This window comes from Agrococcus versicolor (assembly GCF_039531815.1).
GTDB lineage: Bacteria > Actinomycetota > Actinomycetes > Actinomycetales > Microbacteriaceae > Agrococcus > Agrococcus versicolor.
In genome coordinates, this window is sequence record NZ_BAAAQT010000005.1 from 429,419 (window position 1) to 445,378 (window position 15,960).

At 75.1% G+C, this 15,960-nt stretch carries 12 protein-coding genes; 6 read left to right on the forward strand and 6 right to left on the reverse strand.

Annotated features, from left to right (window positions below):
• A partial coding sequence (locus ABD249_RS04875) for a DEAD/DEAH box helicase (RefSeq protein WP_425546284.1) occupies nucleotides 1-1,260 on the reverse strand: 1,260 nt, incomplete at its 3' end.
• 99 nt (nucleotides 1,261-1,359) lie between these two features.
• On the opposite strand from ABD249_RS04875, the gene ABD249_RS04880 reads away from it, so the two are divergent.
• Complete coding sequence (locus tag ABD249_RS04880; protein WP_344340988.1) at nucleotides 1,360-2,076, forward strand: ferritin-like fold-containing protein; 717 nt, start codon at nucleotides 1,360-1,362, stop codon at nucleotides 2,074-2,076.
• A gap of 41 nt (nucleotides 2,077-2,117) precedes the next feature.
• Here the strand turns inward: ABD249_RS04880 and ABD249_RS04885 are convergent, their stop codons facing one another.
• Nucleotides 2,118-2,411, reverse strand: coding sequence for a hypothetical protein (locus ABD249_RS04885; RefSeq protein ID WP_344340990.1), 294 nt, complete (start codon nucleotides 2,409-2,411; stop codon nucleotides 2,118-2,120).
• The gene (locus ABD249_RS04890) at nucleotides 2,411-2,629 is read right to left on the reverse strand and encodes a DUF3107 domain-containing protein (protein ID WP_344340993.1); all 219 of its coding nucleotides are present in this window, start codon (nucleotides 2,627-2,629) and stop codon (nucleotides 2,411-2,413) included. The genes ABD249_RS04885 and ABD249_RS04890 overlap by 1 nt, the downstream gene beginning before the upstream one ends.
• 98 nt (nucleotides 2,630-2,727) lie before the next feature.
• Here ABD249_RS04890 and ABD249_RS04895 point away from each other — a divergent pair, with 98 nt between their 5' ends.
• Both ABD249_RS04895 and ABD249_RS04900 read left to right on the forward strand, forming a co-directional pair.
• On the forward strand, nucleotides 2,728-5,754 hold the full coding sequence (locus ABD249_RS04895) for a PD-(D/E)XK nuclease family protein (RefSeq protein WP_344340995.1): 3,027 nt from the start codon (nucleotides 2,728-2,730) through the stop codon (nucleotides 5,752-5,754).
• A complete protein-coding gene (locus tag ABD249_RS04900) occupies nucleotides 5,751-8,924 on the forward strand; it encodes an ATP-dependent helicase (RefSeq protein ID WP_344340998.1) in 3,174 nt (1,057 codons plus the stop codon). The genes ABD249_RS04895 and ABD249_RS04900 overlap by 4 nt, the downstream gene beginning before the upstream one ends.
• A gap of 10 nt (nucleotides 8,925-8,934) precedes the next feature.
• Here the strand turns inward: ABD249_RS04900 and ABD249_RS04905 are convergent, their stop codons facing one another.
• Complete coding sequence (locus ABD249_RS04905; protein WP_344341001.1) at nucleotides 8,935-10,032, reverse strand: phosphotransferase; 1,098 nt, start codon at nucleotides 10,030-10,032, stop codon at nucleotides 8,935-8,937.
• Nucleotides 10,033-10,098: 66 nt separating this feature from the next.
• On the opposite strand from ABD249_RS04905, the gene nudC reads away from it, so the two are divergent.
• Entirely contained in the window at nucleotides 10,099-10,998 is a 900-nt protein-coding gene (gene nudC, locus ABD249_RS04910; RefSeq protein ID WP_344341003.1) for an NAD(+) diphosphatase, read from the forward strand.
• Nucleotides 10,995-12,680 carry an ATP-dependent helicase gene (locus ABD249_RS04915; RefSeq protein WP_344341006.1) on the forward strand — a complete coding sequence of 562 codons (1,686 nt, stop codon included), beginning with the start codon at nucleotides 10,995-10,997 and terminating at the stop codon, nucleotides 12,678-12,680. The genes nudC and ABD249_RS04915 overlap by 4 nt, the downstream gene beginning before the upstream one ends.
• On the opposite strand, the gene ABD249_RS04920 is transcribed toward ABD249_RS04915, so the two are convergent.
• A complete protein-coding gene (locus tag ABD249_RS04920; RefSeq protein ID WP_344341008.1) occupies nucleotides 12,571-13,341 on the reverse strand; it encodes a hypothetical protein in 771 nt (256 codons plus the stop codon). The two genes, ABD249_RS04915 and ABD249_RS04920, sit on opposite strands and share 110 nt — an antisense overlap.
• 73 nt (nucleotides 13,342-13,414) lie before the next feature.
• A complete protein-coding gene (locus ABD249_RS04925; RefSeq protein WP_344341011.1) occupies nucleotides 13,415-14,779 on the reverse strand; it encodes a zinc-dependent metalloprotease in 1,365 nt (454 codons plus the stop codon).
• A gap of 83 nt (nucleotides 14,780-14,862) precedes the next feature.
• Here ABD249_RS04925 and ABD249_RS04930 point away from each other — a divergent pair, with 83 nt between their 5' ends.
• Nucleotides 14,863-15,927, forward strand: a complete 1,065-nt coding sequence (locus ABD249_RS04930; protein ID WP_344341013.1) for a YlbL family protein — start codon at nucleotides 14,863-14,865, stop codon at nucleotides 15,925-15,927.
• The last annotated feature ends 33 nt before the right edge of the window (nucleotides 15,928-15,960 follow it).

A 15,960-nucleotide genomic window follows, 5' to 3' on the forward strand; every position in this document is an offset into this window, starting at 1 on the left:
GTCGCCACGACCGCGGCCGTCGGCGCCGAGCGCGGCGGCGAGCGCGAGCTCGCGCTTGGCGAGACGGTCGGGCGGCGTCGCCCGCAGGCGACCCTTCGACCCGACGGGGATCGCGAGCTCCTCGAAGAGGTGCGGCGACGAGGAGTACGTCTCGGCGGGCTCGGGGATGCCGAGCTCGAGCGCGCGGTCGATGAAGGTCCACTTGTGCAGATCCTCCCAGTCGACGAACGTCACGGCGATGCCGGTGCGACCCGCGCGGCCCGTGCGGCCGACGCGGTGGAGGTACGTCTTCTCGTCCTCGGGGATCGTGTGGTTGATCACGTGCGTCACGTCGTCGACGTCGATGCCGCGGGCGGCGACGTCGGTCGCGATGAGCACGTCCTTCTTGCCGGCCTTGAACGAGGCCATGGCGCGCTCGCGCGCCTCCTGGCTCATGTCGCCGTGCACGGCCGCCGCCTCGTAGCCGCGGTCGATGAGCTCCTCGCAGAGCCTCGACGCCGCACGCTTCGTGCGCGTGAAGACCACGGTCTTGCCGCGCCCCTCCGCCTGCAGGATGCGGCCGATGACCTCGTCCTTGTCGAGCGAGTGCGCGCGGTACGCGAGGTGGCGGATGTTCGCCTGCGCGATCGTGTCGTCGGGATCCGTCGCACGGATGTGGATGGGCCGCGACATGAAGCGGCGCGCGAGCGCCACGATCGGTCCGGGCATCGTCGCCGAGAAGAGCATGGTGTGGCGCACGGGCGGCGTGAGCGAGAAGATGCGCTCGATGTCGGGCAGGAACCCGAGGTCGAGCATCTTGTCGGCCTCGTCGAGCACCATCTCGGTGACCTTCGACAGGTCGAGGATGCGCTGGTTCGCGAGGTCGAGGAGGCGGCCGGGCGTGCCGACCACGATCTGCGCGCCGGCCTTCAGCTGCTCGATCTGGCCCTCGTACGCCTTGCCGCCGTAGATCGAGGCGATCTGGGTGGGCCGGTTGCCGGTGATGAGCACCATGTCCTCGGTCACCTGCACCGCGAGCTCGCGGGTCGGCACGACGATGAGCGCCTTCACCCCGGGCTCGGGGTCGGCGCCGAGCCGCTGCGCGATCGGCAGGCCGAACGCGAACGTCTTGCCGGTGCCGGTCTTCGCCTGGCCGATGATGTCCTGACCGCTCAGACCGAGGGGGATGGTCTGCTGCTGGATCGGGAAGGGGTCGTGGATGCCGTGGGAGGCGAGGGCCTCGACCATGTCGGCATCGATGTTCAGTGCTGCGAACGTCAAGTGTGGTCCGTCTCTGGGATGCGTCGTCTTCGCGGCCAGCCTAGCGGTGGCAGCCCTGGATGCCCGTCGGGCTCGCCCCGGGTGGCTAGGCTCGACGCCGTGGTCCGATGGTTCGATCGCACGCCGCGCGAGGTGACGAGGTCGCTGCTGCGCGCCCGCACGGTCGTGGCCGAGGGCGATCGCGTCCTCCTGCAGGACCTCGAGCCGCGCCTCGACCAGTACCTCGGGCAGCTGCTCGCGCTGCAGCTCGTCGTGCTGCAGCAGGCGGGCCAGGCCGTCAAGGACGCCCCGACCCTCGCTGCGAAGGCCAACCTCGTCGAGGCGCTGCGCATCGTGTCGACGCGCTACCGCGACCTCGTGCGGCTGCTGCCGCGCGACACGGATCCGCTGCGCGCCATGGAGCCGTTCTACGCGTCGAGCGAGCGCTTCGCCAAGGAGGTCGCGGGCGTCGACTGGTACGAGCAGGTGCTGTCGCTCCACGTCACGACCGGCCTGCTCACCGACTTCTTCGTCGCCTACGGCGGCGGGCTGCCGGACGACGATCGCGACGCCGTCGTGCGCGTGCTCACGCGCGAGACGGGCCAGCCGCTCCTCGTCGAGGAGCTGCAGCGCGCCATCGTCGCGAACCCGCGCCTCGCGGCGCGCATGGCGCTGTGGGGCAGGCGCCTCGTGGGCGACACGCTGCTGCAGATGTACCTCGCGGTGCACGGGCCGGCGGACGCCGCCCCCGGGGCGACGCGCAGGCTCGAGCCGGCGTTCAACGACATCGTCGCCGCGCACACGCGCCGCATGGACGCGCTCGGCCTCACGGCCTAGGCCGGACGGCGCGCCGAGGCGCGCGTCCGATCGTCAGCGCGTCAGCGCGTCGCGAGGAGGCGCTGCAGCCGCTGCGCGTCGCGCTCGGGGCGCACGCGGGCGAGGGCCACGGCGGCGATCGTGCACGTCACGGCCGGGGCGACGAGCGCGATGAGCCAGATCCACGGCTCGCCGAGGCTGAGGCCGCCGACGACCATGAGCACCCAGGCGATCGCCGTGGTGCACGCGCCGATCGCGGGCAGCAGGAGCAGCCCGTGGGTGCCGCGCCCGGGCACGACGTAGCGCAGGATCGCGCCGATCGCCGCGCCGAGCACCGGCATCCAGATGAGCTCCATCAGGCCACGAACCCGATGCGCCTGGTCGACTCCGACCCGATCTCGACGTAGGCGATCTGCGTGCTTGGCACGAGGTAGCGACGGCCCTTGGAGTCGTCGAGGGCGAGGTGGCCGCCGTCGAACGCGGCCGTGACGGCCTGCTCGACCTCGGCGACCGTCTGCGCGGAGTCGAACGCGATCTCGCGCGCGGTGTCCTTGATGCCGATGCGGATGTCCATGGTCCACAGGATACGTGCTCGTCGAGCGCGGATCGTGCGCGTTCGCTGACGGCGGCGGGGTGCGCCTCGGTGTCGGCGGCGACCCGTACCGTCGGGGGATGCCCACGACCCTCGACGCCTCCCAGCGCGCCGTCCTCGACCTGCCGGAGGAGGCGAGCGCCACCGTGCTGGGCGTCGCCGGGTCGGGCAAGACCACGACGGTCGTCGAGCTCGTCGCCGAGCGCCTCGCGCGACCGGGCTGGTCGGGCGGCGACGTCCTCGTGCTCGCGGGATCCCGTGCCGCGGCGACGCGGCTGCGCGACCGCCTCGCGGCCCGCGTCGACGTCGTGACGCCCGGGCCGCTCGCGCGCACGGCCGCGTCCTTCGCGTACGCGCTGCTCGGCGAGGAGGCGCTCGCCGCCGGGCACGAGCGCCCGCAGCTGCTCTCGGGCGCCGAGCAGGACGCGATGCTCGCCGACCTCCTGACCGGCCACGTCGAGCTCGGCGGCGGCCCCGCGTGGCCGGAGCACCTCGGGCCGACGGTGCGCGAGCAGCAGGGCTTCCGCACCGAGCTGCGCGACGTCCTCGCGAGGGCGCGCGAGCAGGACCTCGACCGCGTCGCCCTCGAGGGGCTCGCGCGCACGCACGACCGACCGGAGTGGGCGGCGGCCGCCGCCGTGCAGCACGAGCTCGACCAGGTGCTCGCGCTCGCGCATCGCGACGGCGTCGGCGCGGTCGACGCCGCGACGCTGCTCTCGAGCGCCGCCGCGACGGTCGCGGCGGGCGAGCGGCGGCTGCGCCTCCTCGTCGTCGACGACGCGCAGGAGCTCACGGAGGGCGCCGCCCGGCTCGTGGCGGCGCTGCGCGCGACGGGCACGACGGTCGTGGCGTTCGGCGACCCCGACACCGCGACCGACATGTTCCGCGGTGCCGATCCGTCGATCGTCGGCGCCCTCGGCGCACGGCTCGGCTTCTCGCGCCGCATCGAGCTCGCCCACGACCACCGCCACGGCTCGGCGCTGCGCGAGGCCATCGGGTCGCTGTCGGCGCGCATCGGCACGGCGCTCGGCGGCACGCATCGCGTCGCCGACGCCGTCGGGCCCGAGGGGTCGGTCGCCGTGCACCTCGTCGACGGCGCGGTCGAGCAGTCGCGGCGCATCGCGCGCCTCCTGCGGCGACGGCACCTCGTCGACGGCGTGCCGTGGGGCACGATGGCCGTCGTCACCCGATCGGGCAGGCTCGCCGCAGAGCTCGAGCGCTCGCTCGCCGACCTCGAGGTGCCGACGCTGCGCGAGGGCGGCGGATCCGCGGTGCGCGGCTCGAGCGTCGCCGACGACCTCGTGGCGATGCTCGCCGTCGTCACCGGCGTCGAGCCCATCGGCCCGGAGGGCGCCCGGCGCATCCTGTCGTCGCCGCTCGTCGGCCTCGACGCCGTCGGCCTGCGACGCCTGCGTCGCGCGGTGCGGCATCGGGCGATCGCCGAGGGCCGCGCGCCGGCCTCGGGCGACGCGCTGCTCGCGGAGGCCCTCGCCGACGACGCTGCGCTCGACGGGGTCGGCGGCCCCGAGGCGCGCATCGCCCGCGCGCTCGGATCCCGCCTCCGGCATGCCGCCGGGCTCGCGACCGGAGACGACCCCGACACGGCCGTCGAGCTGCTCTGGCGCCTGTGGGACGGCGCCGGCGTGGCCGAAGCATGGCGCGACGCCGCGCTCGCGGGCGGCGGCGACGCCGCGTGGGCGCACCGGCGGCTCGACGCCGTCGTCGCGCTGCTCGACCACGCCGCGCGCCACGCCGAGCGGCATCCCGACGTCCGGGCGGAGGAGTTCGTGCGCACGTGGCGGTCGGCGGCGCTCGAGCTCGACTCGCTCGCGGGTCGACAGGTCGCCGAGTCGGTGCGCATCGGCACGCCGGCGCAGCTCGTGTCCGTCGAGCTCGACACCGTCGTGGTCGCGGGCGTGCAGGAGGGCATGTGGCCGAACCTGCGGCCGCGCGGCTCGCTGCTGGGCGCGCAGCTGCTCGGCGCCCATGCCATCGGCGGCGCGACGACCGTGACCGACGTCGCGGACGACGAGCTGCGGATGCTCGTCCACGCCATCTCGCGCGCGAGCTCGCGCGTCCACGTCGTCGCGATCGACACGGAGGAGGAGCGGCCGGCGCGCTGGCTCGCCGGGCTGCCCCAGGCGCCGCCCGAGGTCGACGCGCGCGGTCGCACGCTGCGCGAGCTCGTCGGCACCCTCCGCAGGCTGCTCGTCGACGACCGCGCGTCCGAGGCGGCCAGGCGCGACGCTGCGGCTGCGCTCGCGCGGCTCGCGGGCGAGGGCGTGCCGGGCGCCGATCCCTCGCAGTGGGCCGGCCTCGCGCCCGTCACGACCGACGCGCCGCTCGTCGACGATGACGACGCGATGCGCGTCTCCCCGTCGGCGCTCGAGGGCTTCGAGGCGTGCCCGGTCGACTGGGCCGTCGGCAGGCTCGCGCCCACGCCGTCGGCGACGCCGCAGGCGATCGGCACGATCGTGCACGCGGCGGTCGAGCACGCCGACGCCGCCGACCCCGTGGCGCTGCTCGCGGCCGTCGAGGCGCGCTGGTCCGAGCTCGCCTTCCGCTCGCCGTGGGAGTCGGCGCGCGAGCGGGCGATCGTCGAGCAGGTCGTCGAGGCGATCGCCGCCTACGTGCGGCAGGAGCGCGCCGCGGGCTGGCGCATCGACGTCGGCGACCACGAGCGCGCCTTCGAGCTCGCGATCGGCGACGTCGTGCTGCGCGGCTCGATCGACTGGATCGAGCGCCGCGGGCCCGAGGTGCGCATCGTCGACCTCAAGACCGGCAAGGACAAGCCGAGCGGGCCGGCGATCGCCGCGCACGCGCAGCTGCGCGCCTACCAGCTCGCCGCCGCGCGCGGCGCGATCGCGACGGTGCCGCCCGAGACGACGTCGGCCGGCGCGAGGCTGCTCTACCCGCGCGACGCGAGGCCGATCGGCGATCAGGCCCCGCTCGACGCCGACGAGCTCGCCGAGTTCGAGGCGCGCGTCGTCGAGGTCGCCGCGAGCATGGCGGCGGCGACGTTCACGGCCGTGCCCCTCGAGCACTGCCTCAACGAGTTCGCGCACGGCCAGTGCGAGATCCACGTCCGACGACAGGTGACCGAATGATCAGCCCCGCCGAGATCGCCGAGCGCCTGCACGAGGCCTCCGGCGACGACGGCCCCGTGCGCACGCCGACGAGCGAGCAGGCCGCCGTCATCACGGCACCGCTCGAGCCTGCGCTCGTCGTCGCCGGCGCGGGCTCCGGCAAGACCGAGACGATGTCGATGCGGGTGCTGTGGCTGCTCGCGAACGGGCTCGTCGAGCCCGAGCGCGTCCTCGGCCTGACCTTCACGCGCAAGGCGGCGAGCGAGCTGCGCATCCGGCTCGTCGAGCGCATCGGGCAGCTCGTGCAGGCCGGCCTGCTCGATCCCGCCGTCGCCACGATCGAGCCGACGGTCTCGACCTACAACGCGTTCGCGAGCCAGCTCTACCGCGAGCACGCGCTCGTGCTCGGGCGCGATCCCGACGCCGACCTCCTCGGCGACACCGCCGCGTGGCTCCTCGCACGCGACGTCGCCCTCGCGAGCGACGACCTGCGGCTCGCGGCGCTGCGGTCGAACGACGTCGTCGTCGACGGCCTGCGCAGGCTCGCGTCCGAGCTCGGCGACAACGCGCTCGAGCCGGGCGTGCTCGACGGCTTCGCCCGGCCGTTCGAGCGGATCGCGGGCCTCGACGTCGGCACGGGGCAGGTGACGATCGGCCGCGACCGCGACAAGGACGTCCTCGCCATGCGCGCGCTCGAGCCGCTCGCCGCCCTCGCGGCGACCTACGACCGGCGCAAGCGCGAGCTCGGCGTCATCGAGTTCAGCGACCAGGTGCGGTTCGCGCTCCAGGCGCTGCAGGCCGCGCCCAGGCTCGTCGACGAGGTGCGGGCCAGGCACGGCGTCGTGCTGCTCGACGAGTACCAGGACACCTCGGTGTCGCAGGTGCGGCTGCTCACGACCCTCTTCCGCGGCGATCCCGTCATGGCGGTGGGCGACCCGAACCAGTCGATCTACGGGTGGCGCGGCGCGAGCGCGGGCACGCTCGCGCGGTTCCACGCGGACTTCGGTGGCACGGCGCGCTTCGCGCTCTCGACGAGCTGGCGCAACGCCGCCGGCGTGCTCGACGTCGCGAACCGCATCGCGTCGACGCTGCCTGCGCACGGCGTCGAGCGGCTCGAGCCGCGCCCCGGCGCCGCGCGCGGCGAGGTCGCGCTCGAGCTCTTCGAGACCCAGCACGACGAGGCCGAGGCCCTCGCCGCCTGGCTCGCCGAGCGCGGCGCCGGCAGCCCGCCCACGACGGCCGCGGTGCTGCTGCGCGTGCGCGGCCGCATGTGGACGTTCGCCGACGCCCTCGCGCGGCGCGGCATCGCGTGCCACGTCGTCGGCACGGGCGGCCTCCTCGCCGAGCCCGAGATCGTCGACATGCGCTCGGCGCTCGCGGTGCTCGCGGATCCCCGGGCGGGCGGCGCGCTGCTGCGACTCCTCGCGGGCGCGCACTGGCGCGTCGGCCCGCGCGACCTCGCCGTGCTGCGCGACCACGCGCGCGCGATCGCGACCCGCTACGTCTCCGAGCGCGCACGCGCCGCCGATCGCGAGTCGACCGACGACGACGCGGCGGCGTCGCTCGTCGACGCGCTCGACGACGTCCTCGACGCCGACCCGGGTGCCGCGGTGTGGGAGGGGCTCTCCCCGGCGGGCCGCGACCGCCTCCGCGACGCCGCCCGCACCTTCCGCCGCCTGCGCGCGCAGCGGAGCCTGCCGCTGCCGGAGCTCGTGCGGCTCGTCGAGCGGCAGCTGCGGCTCGACGTCGAGGTGCTCGCGAACCCCGCGCGTGCTCCGCGGCGCTCGCTCGACGCCTTCGTCGCCGAGGTGCAGCAGTTCGCGCTCACCGACCAGGCGGCGACGCTCGAGGCGCTCGTGGCGTGGCTCGAGCGCGCCGCGCGCGACGACACGCTCGACGCGCCCGCCCCCGAGCCGGAGCCCGGCGTCGTCCAGATCCTCACGATCCACGCGTCCAAGGGCCTCGAGTGGGATCTCGTCGCCGTGCCCTCGCTCACCGAGGGCACGCTGCCCATGCAGCGGCAGGACGCCCGCGGCTGGCTCTCGGTCGGGGCGGTGCCCTTCTCGCTGCGCGGCGACGCCGGCGAGCTGCCCGCGTTCGATCCGAGCGGCGTCGCCGACCTGCGCGAGTACGGCGTCGAGCGCAAGGCGTACGTCCAGGGCCTCGCCGACCAGTTCCATGCCGAGGAGCGCCGGCTCGCCTACGTGGCCGTCACGCGCGCGCGGGCCTCGCTCTGGCTCTCGGGTGCATGGTGGATCGGGCGCAACAAGCGCGTCGCGAAGCCCAGCCGATTCCTCCGCGACGGCGCGGACGTGCTGGGCGTCGCGCTCGCCGAGGCGCCCGAGCACGACGAGAACCCGACGATGCTCGAGCTCGAGCAGGCCGTCTGGCCGCCCGACCCGCTCGGCCGGCGACGCGACGTCGTCGAGCGCGCGGCCGAGGCCGTCGTCGCGGCCGATGCCGCAGCAGCGACGCGCTTCGACGAGGAGATCGCGCTGCTGCTCGCCGAGCGCGACGCCCCCGCCCTCGCGCAGGCGCCGAGCCGCATCTCGGCGTCGACCGCGAAGGACTGGCTCGCCGATCCGCAGGCGCAGGCGGTCGCGCGCGTGCGACCGATGCCGCGGCGACCGTTCCGGGCGACGCGCCTGGGCACGCTGTTCCACCAGTGGGTCGAGCGGCGCGGCACGACGGGGATGGCCGACCTCGTCGACGACGACCGGCTGGCAGGCGGCGAGCCGCTCGGCGGCGACCTCGTCGCCGTCGACGTCGAACGGCTCGAGCGGCTGCGGCAGACGTTCCTCGCCTCGCCGTATGCGCGCATGGAGCACGTGGCCACCGAGCTCGAGGTGCATCTGCCGCTCGGCTCGACGTCGGTCGTGTGCCGCATCGACGCCGTGCTGCGCGATGGCGAGCAGCTCGTGCTCGTCGACTGGAAGACGGGCGCGCTGCCGCGCTCGCGCGCCGACGTGGCCGAGCGCGGGCTGCAGCTCGCGCTGTACCGCGCCGCGTACGCGCTCCACGCGGGCGTCGACCCCGAGAGCGTGCGCGCCGAGCTGTACTTCGTCGAGCACGACGAGGTCGTGCGGCCGGAGCACGTCCTGAGCCTCGACGAGCTGCGCGAGGCCTGGGATCGTGCGCGCGGCACCCTCGAGCAGGCTGCAGCGGGTCCGCGGGGGTCGGGGGCGGGGTGACCCCCGAGCGTCAGCGGCGGGACGACTCCGGCAGGTCGACGTCGCCGACCTCGACCGTCTCGGCCTCGCTCGCCGTGCCCGACGCCATCGAGCCGGCGGCGCCGGGCCTCGCCACCGACGTGCCGCGCTCGTCGAGCAGCTGCTGCACGTCGGCGAGGTCCATGGTGTGGAGCCGCTCGGGCTGCAGCGCCGTCGACTCGTCGTCGTCGTCGGCGACGCGGTCGGCGAGGCGCGCGAGCATGCCCTCGGCGTCCGCGACGACCGCCGCGTCCTGCGACTCGACGCCGTGCAGCAGCCATCGCGCGACGTCGAGCTCGGCGTGGAGCATGGCGCGTCGGCGCAGCTGGCGGTCGGCGCCGCGGACGCCCGCGTAGGCGACGAACGCCTCGTCCACCGAGGATGCGTGCTCGTTGCCGAGCAGCCATGCGAGGTCGACGGCGGGGTCGCCGAGGCCGAGCGCGTGCCAGCCGTCGATGCCGGTGATGGTCGACTGCTCGCGACGGAACGCGGGCGCCTGCAGGTCGCCGTGCACGACGCGCGGCTGGAGCTGCCACAGCGCGGCGTCCTCGAGCGCGATCTCCCAGCGTGCGAGGAGCGGCGCGGGCACGCGACCGGTCGCGGCGACGCGATCGAAGACGTCGACGAGCCCCTGCCGGATCTCGGCGATCGAGCGGTGGGGCAGGCCCGCCTCGACGACGATGCTCGTCGGCAGGTCGTGCAGCGCCGCGATCGCCGTGCCGATGGATGCGGCGAGCCCGGGATTCGCGGGCGAGACGTCCGACAGCCGCAGCGTCGTGCCGCCCAGGCGCGTCGAGACGACGACGGCCGTGCGCTGCAGCGGTGCGGTGCCGAGCGTCTCGGGCGCCTCGAACGGCAGCCGATCGCGCACGGCGCGCGTGAAGACGTGGAGCGTGACGGCCTGGTCGCGCAGTCGCGCGAGGGTCGCGGGGGTGCGGGGCACGACGATGCGCACGACCCGTCCGTCGGCGATGCGCGCCGCCACGGCCTCCGACTCGTCGTCGGAGCCGTCGTCGACGGCCCCCACGACCTCGATGCCGGGCACGGCGGAGGTCGCCAGCGCGGCTAGAGTGAAGGGGTTCGCAGCCATGATGTGAGGGTACGGCGGGCATCCCCGGCTCCTGCCTCGCCACGCGCTGCGACGGGAAGGACGCTCGTGTCGGACTCGCGCACGATCCCACCGCTCTCGCGGACCTCGCTCGACCGCGACCACGCCTCGCGCATGCGCGACGGCGCGGTCGAGGAGGCGCTCGCAGACCCGTCGACGCGGGTCGTGCTCGTCGACGGCGACCGGACGCTCGTCGCGGACGGCGCCATCGTGCGCGTGCCCGTCGACCGCGTGCCCGAGGATGCGCGCATCGCGTGGCTCGGCCGCACGGCGGGCATCGACGGCGTCCCGGGCGGCGTCGTCCTCTCGGCCGCGGTCGACGGCTCGGTCGTCGACGGCGCCGGCGACGGCGGCGAGCTCGGCACGTGGCGCAGCCTGCGCGAGGTCGGCGCCGAGCTGGGCGACGAGGACGCCGGCATCCTCACGCAGGCGGTCGCGCTCGCGCGATGGCAGGCGCAGACGCTCTTCTCGGGCGTCGACGGCTCGCCCGTGCGCTTCGTGCAGGGCGGCTGGGTCGGCCGCGACGGTGCGGGCTCGCAGCACTTCCCGCGCATGGACCCCGCTGTGATCGTGCTCGTCACCGACGCGTCCGACGAGCGCATCCTGCTCGGCCGCAACGCCGCGTGGACGGATCGCTTCTCGCTCTTCGCCGGCTTCGTCGACCTCGGCGAGTCGTTCGAGGCGACCGTCATCCGCGAGGTCGCGGAGGAGTCGGGCGTCACGGTGCGGGATCCGCGCTACGTCGCGAGCCAGCCGTGGCCGTTCCCGCGCAGCATCATGGTCGGCTTCGAGGCCGTCGCGCTCGACCCCGAGGCGGCACGCCCGGACGGCGAGGAGATCGTCGAGGTGCGGTGGCTCACGCGCGACGACATCCGCGGCGGCGCCGTGCCGCTGCCGGGCAGCGCGTCGATCGCCGCGCACCTCATCCAGCGCTGGCTGGATCGGTGACGCCGGACGAGATCCTCGCGAGGCTCGACGACCAGCAGCGCGAGGTCGCGCTCGCCGTCCAGGGGCCGGTGTGCGTGCTCGCGGGTGCGGGCACGGGCAAGACGCGCGCCATCACGCACCGCATCGCCTACGGCGTCGCCGTGGGCGTCTACGACCCGCGTCGCATGCTCGCCGTGACGTTCACGACGAAGGCGGCGGGGGAGATGCGCACGCGACTGCGTGCGCTCGGCGCGGAGGTGCAGGCGCGCACGTTCCACTCGGCGGCGCTCGCGCAGCTCGCGCACTTCTGGCCGCGGCTCGCGGGCGGGCGCATGCCCGAGGTGCTGCCGAGCAAGGGGCGCACGATCGCCGACGCCGCGCTGCAGCTGCGCCTGCGGGTCGACACGGCGCAGCTGCGCGACCTCGCCGCCGAGATCGAGTGGCGCAAGGCGCGCGCGCTCACCCTCGAGGCGTACGCGGCGGGTGCGCACGGTCGACCGATGCCCGGCGACCTCCCCGTGAGCCGCATGATCGAGCTGCACGAGGCGTACGAGCGGCTGAAGGACGACCGCAGGCAGATCGACTTCGAGGACGTGCTGCTCGCGACGACCGGCATGATCGAGCGCGAGCCGATCGCCGCCGACACCGTGCGCGGCCAGTACCGGCACCTGACGGTCGACGAGTACCAGGACGTCTCGCCGCTGCAGCAGCGACTGCTCGACGCGTGGCTCGGCGGCCGCGAGGAGGTGTGCGTCGTCGGCGACCCGAGCCAGACGATCTTCGCCTTCGCCGGGGCGAACGCGCGCAGCCTCCCGGAGTTCATCGGCAGGCACCCGGACGCGACCGTCGTGCGGCTCGAGCAGAGCCACCGCTCGACGACGCAGATCGTCGATGCCGCCAACCGCCTCATGCGCGGCCGCGACGCCATCCACCTGCGTGCCGAGCGCACCGGTCCCGAGCCCGAGGTCGCGATGCACCCGTCGGACGGCGCGGAGGCGCGCGCCGTCGCCGAGCGCTGCCGGCGCCTCGTCGACGGCGGTGCGCGCGCCTCGGAGATCGCGGTGCTCGTGCGCTTCCACGCGCAGTCGGCCGGCATCGAGCAGGCGCTCGCCGACGCGGGCCTCTCGGTGCGGCTCGCGGGTGCGAAGCGCTTCTTCGAGCTGCCGGCCGTGCGCTCGGCGATGCTCATGCTGCGCCAGACCGCCGACGACGGCCGCCCGCTCTTCCAGGCGGTCGTCGACGTCGTGCATCCGCTGGGCTACGCGCACGAGCCGCCCGCGACGCAGGGCGAGGAGCGTGCGCGCTGGGATGCGCTGCACGCGCTCGTGACGCTCGCGGAGGAGGCGCCGCCCGGCGCGACCGCCGCGGGGTTCGCCGACGAGCTCGCCCGCCGCGCCGCGAGCGACCACGAGCCGGGCGTCGAGGCCGTCACGATCGCGACGCTGCATGCCGCGAAGGGCCTCGAGTGGGAGCACGTGTGCATCGTCGGCATGTCGGAGGGCCTCCTACCCATCTCGTACGCGACGTCGCTCGACGCCGTCGACGAGGAGCGCAGGCTCTGCTACGTCGGCATCACCCGTGCGCGCACGTCGCTCAGCCTGTCGCACGCAGCGGCGTCGGGGCGGATGCCGCGGACGCCCTCGCGGTTCCTGGCAGAGCTCGACAGCCGCACTCGGGGTGCGGCGACCACCGCTCGACGCTGAGCCCGCCCGTCGCGAGCGCGATGCTCGCACCCGCGCTGGGCGTCGCCTCGCCGAGCGCGGCGAGGTTGACGAGCACCGCGACGTGCGCGACGGTCTGCGCGATCGCCGACGCCGGCACGGCGGGGATGGGCGGCAGCCCGTGGGGGAGCGCGGCACGGGTGTCGGCGAGGTCGGCGCACCGCGGGCACGCGCTCGTCCCCGGCACCGTCCACGGCCCGACGACGATGCGCTGGTCGCCGACGACGACGGGCACGTGCACGCGGTCGCGTCGCAGCAGCCGCTGCCGCTCGAGGTCGGGGAGCCGCCAGTCGGCGACGGGGATCGAGACGTCGACGGCTCGCCGCGCGACGCGGTGACCGTCCTCCTCGAGCACGCGCCGCAGCGTGCCCGCGACCGGTCCGGCGCCCGTCACCTCGACGCGCAGCCGCGGCCGCTCGCGGCTCGCGAGCACGGGAGCGAGCGCCGCGAGCAGCCTGGCGGCGCGGTCGTCGCCGAGGACGACGGCGGGCTCGGCCGGCACGACGCCGCGGTGCATGCGGTCGAGCAGCGACGCCGTGGCGTCGTCGACGTCGTGCAGCGTGGCGAGCGCGAGCTGCGCGCCGATCCGCACGGTCGTCGGCGACGTCCAGATGATGGGCAGGGCGGGATCCAGGCGCAGCATGCGCGTCAGGATGCCGCCCACGCCCGGGCGTCGCTCCCGCTGTCCACAGGTGGCGGCAGCCCGCCGCCGTGCGTCAGTCGGCCGTGCCGTCCTCGCGCTCGTGCGGGCGGTCGTCGCGGTCGTCGGCGAGGAGGTCCTCGAGGGCGCGGTCGACGTCGTCGGGCTCGGGGGCGCCGCCCTGCAGCGCCGCGATGACGCGTGCGGGATCGTCGACGTCCTCGGCGGTCGGCAGCAGGTCCGGGTGGTCCCACAGCGAGTCGCGGCGCTCGGCGCCGACGGCGTCGGTGACCTGTCGCCAGAACGCGGACGCCTCGCGCAGCCTGCGCGGACGGATCTCGAGGCCGACGAGCGTGCCGAAGGCGCGCTCGGCGGGACCGCCCGTCGCGCGGCGGCGGCGCACGGCCTCCGCGATGGCGTCGCGGCGGGGGAGTCGCGAGGTGGCCTCGGCCGTGACGCAGTCGACCCATCCCTCGATGAGGGCGAGCGTCGTCTCGAGGCGGGCGAGGCTCTGCAGCTGCTCCTCGGTCTTCGGCGGGATGAGGGAGCCCGACGTGAGCGCCTCGCGCAGCTGCTCGGGATCCTGCAGGTTCGACATGTCGAGGTCGCTCGCGAGCTCCTCGAGCCGCTCCATGTCGATGCGGATGCCCTCGGCGTACTCGCGCACCGACGAGAGCACGTGCAGGCGCAGCCACTTCGCGTGGTGGAAGAGGCGGGCGTGCGCGAGCTCGCGCGTCGCGAGCCAGATGTGCACCTGGTCGGCGGGGATCTCGAGGCTCGCGGGCAGGCCCTGGAGGTTGACCGGCAGCATCGCCGCCTGCTCGTCGAGCAGGGGGAAGCCGACGTCGCCGCCGGAGAGCACCTCGCTCGCGAGCCGGCCGACGACCTGGCCGAGCTGCATGGCGAAGAGCGTGCCGCCGACGTTGCGCAGCAGCCTGCCCGCGCCGGCGATCATGTCCTGCGCCTCCTCGGGCGCCTGCTGCCGCATGGCGTCCGTCAGCGCGTCGGCGATCGACGACGCGACGGGCTCGCTCATCTCCTGCCAGACGGGCATGGTCGCCTCGGCCCACTGCTGGCGGGAGAGGAGGGTGATCTCGGAGATCGTGCCGATGCCGGTCGCGACGTCGAGCCACGTGGCGGCGAGGCGCGCGGCCTGCTGCATGGCCTCGCGCTCCTCGGAGGAGACGCTGCCGGGATCGCGGCTGACGACCTGCACGGCCTGCTGGCGTGCGACGTTCCAGTCGATGCCGTCGCCCGTGCGCTGGAGCGCCGACTGGAGCTGCGCCATGAGCTGCTGGAGGAGCGCGGGATCCGCGGGGATGCCGGCCGCGCCGGCGAGCTGCTGCGGATCGATCTGACCGCCGAGCAGCTGCTGCAGCATGTCGCGCAGCTCCTGCTCAGGATCGCGGTCCGGGTCCTGGTCGGGGGGCTGATCGGCCATGGGACTACGCTAGCGCCGGGCTCGCGACCGGCGGGCGTCTCGCGGGCATCCCAGCATGCGCCGACGGCGAACAGGAGGCGTGGATGCTCTTCCCTCGACGTCGCGACGGCGCCTCGATCGGCGGCTGGATCGCGGTGTTCGTCGCCCTCGGCGCCCTGCTGGGCATGGCGTTCCTGCCCTCGCCCTACGTCGTCGAGCAGCCGGGCCCGACGTTCGACACGCTCGGCGAGACCGAGGCGGGTCCGCTCATCTCGGTGCCGAGCGACCTCGACCACCCCGACGCGGACGGGTCGCTGACGCTCCTGACGGTGTCGATCGCCGGCAACCCCGAGCGGCCGCTCACGTGGGTCGACGTCGCCGGCGCCTTCCTCGATCCGTCGGACGAGATCCTGCCGATGGACCTCGTCTACGCGCCGCAGGAGTCGATCGAGCAGTCGAACGAGGCGGGCCGCATCGAGATGGAGTCGTCGCAGGCGGCGGCCGTCGCGGCGGCGCTGCTGCACGAGGGCTACGAGATCGACGCCGAGGTCACGATCGCCGAGGTCCTGCAGGGCAGCCCCGCCGAGGGCGTGCTCGAGGTCGGCGACCGCGTGCTGTCGGTGAACGGCGAGGTCGCGTACGACGTGTACTCCATCCGCGAGGCGATCGCCGCGGTCGACGGCGCGTCGACGTTCGACGTCGAGCGCGACGGGACCCCCCTCACCGTGTCGATCGAGCCCGTGCTCGACCAGGGTCGTCCGCTCGTGGGCATCGTGCCGCAGAACGCCTTCACCTTCCCGATCGACGTCTCCATCGAGCTGCCGAACGTCGGCGGGCCGAGCGCCGGCATGATGTTCGCGCTCGGGATCGTCGACCGCCTGACCGAGGGCTCGCTCACGGGCGGCGTCGACTGGGCGGGCACGGGGACGATCTCGGCCACGGGCGACGTCGGGCCGATCGGCGGCATCGAGCAGAAGATGCACGGCGCGCTCGCGGCGGGCGCCGAGTGGTTCCTCGCACCGGTCGAGAACTGCGGCGAGGTCGTCGGCAACGTGCCGGGCGGCCTCCAGGTCGTCGCGGTCGACACGCTCGACGACGCCATTACGGCGATCGAGACCGTGGCGAGCGGCGGCGACGTCTCGGCGCTGCCCACGTGCACCGCGCCGTAGCGCCCGCAACCCCGGACGGCGGGGGCGCCCGCA

Excerpts from the sequence above, each read along its gene's own strand:
- ABD249_RS04930 (WP_344341013.1), top strand. The coding sequence starts at position 14,863 with ATGCTCTTCCCTCGACGTCGCGACGGCGCCTCGATCGGCGGCTGGATC.
- ABD249_RS04920 (WP_344341008.1), bottom strand. The coding sequence starts at position 13,341 with ATGCTGCGCCTGGATCCCGCCCTGCCCATCATCTGGACGTCGCCGACG.
- ABD249_RS04925 (WP_344341011.1), bottom strand. The coding sequence starts at position 14,779 with ATGGCCGATCAGCCCCCCGACCAGGACCCGGACCGCGATCCTGAGCAG.
- ABD249_RS04900 (WP_344340998.1), top strand. The coding sequence starts at position 5,751 with ATGATCAGCCCCGCCGAGATCGCCGAGCGCCTGCACGAGGCCTCCGGC.
- ABD249_RS04895 (WP_344340995.1), top strand. The coding sequence starts at position 2,728 with ATGCCCACGACCCTCGACGCCTCCCAGCGCGCCGTCCTCGACCTGCCG.
- ABD249_RS04885 (WP_344340990.1), bottom strand. The coding sequence starts at position 2,411 with ATGGAGCTCATCTGGATGCCGGTGCTCGGCGCGGCGATCGGCGCGATC.
- ABD249_RS04890 (WP_344340993.1), bottom strand. The coding sequence starts at position 2,629 with ATGGACATCCGCATCGGCATCAAGGACACCGCGCGCGAGATCGCGTTC.
- ABD249_RS04905 (WP_344341001.1), bottom strand. The coding sequence starts at position 10,032 with ATGGCTGCGAACCCCTTCACTCTAGCCGCGCTGGCGACCTCCGCCGTG.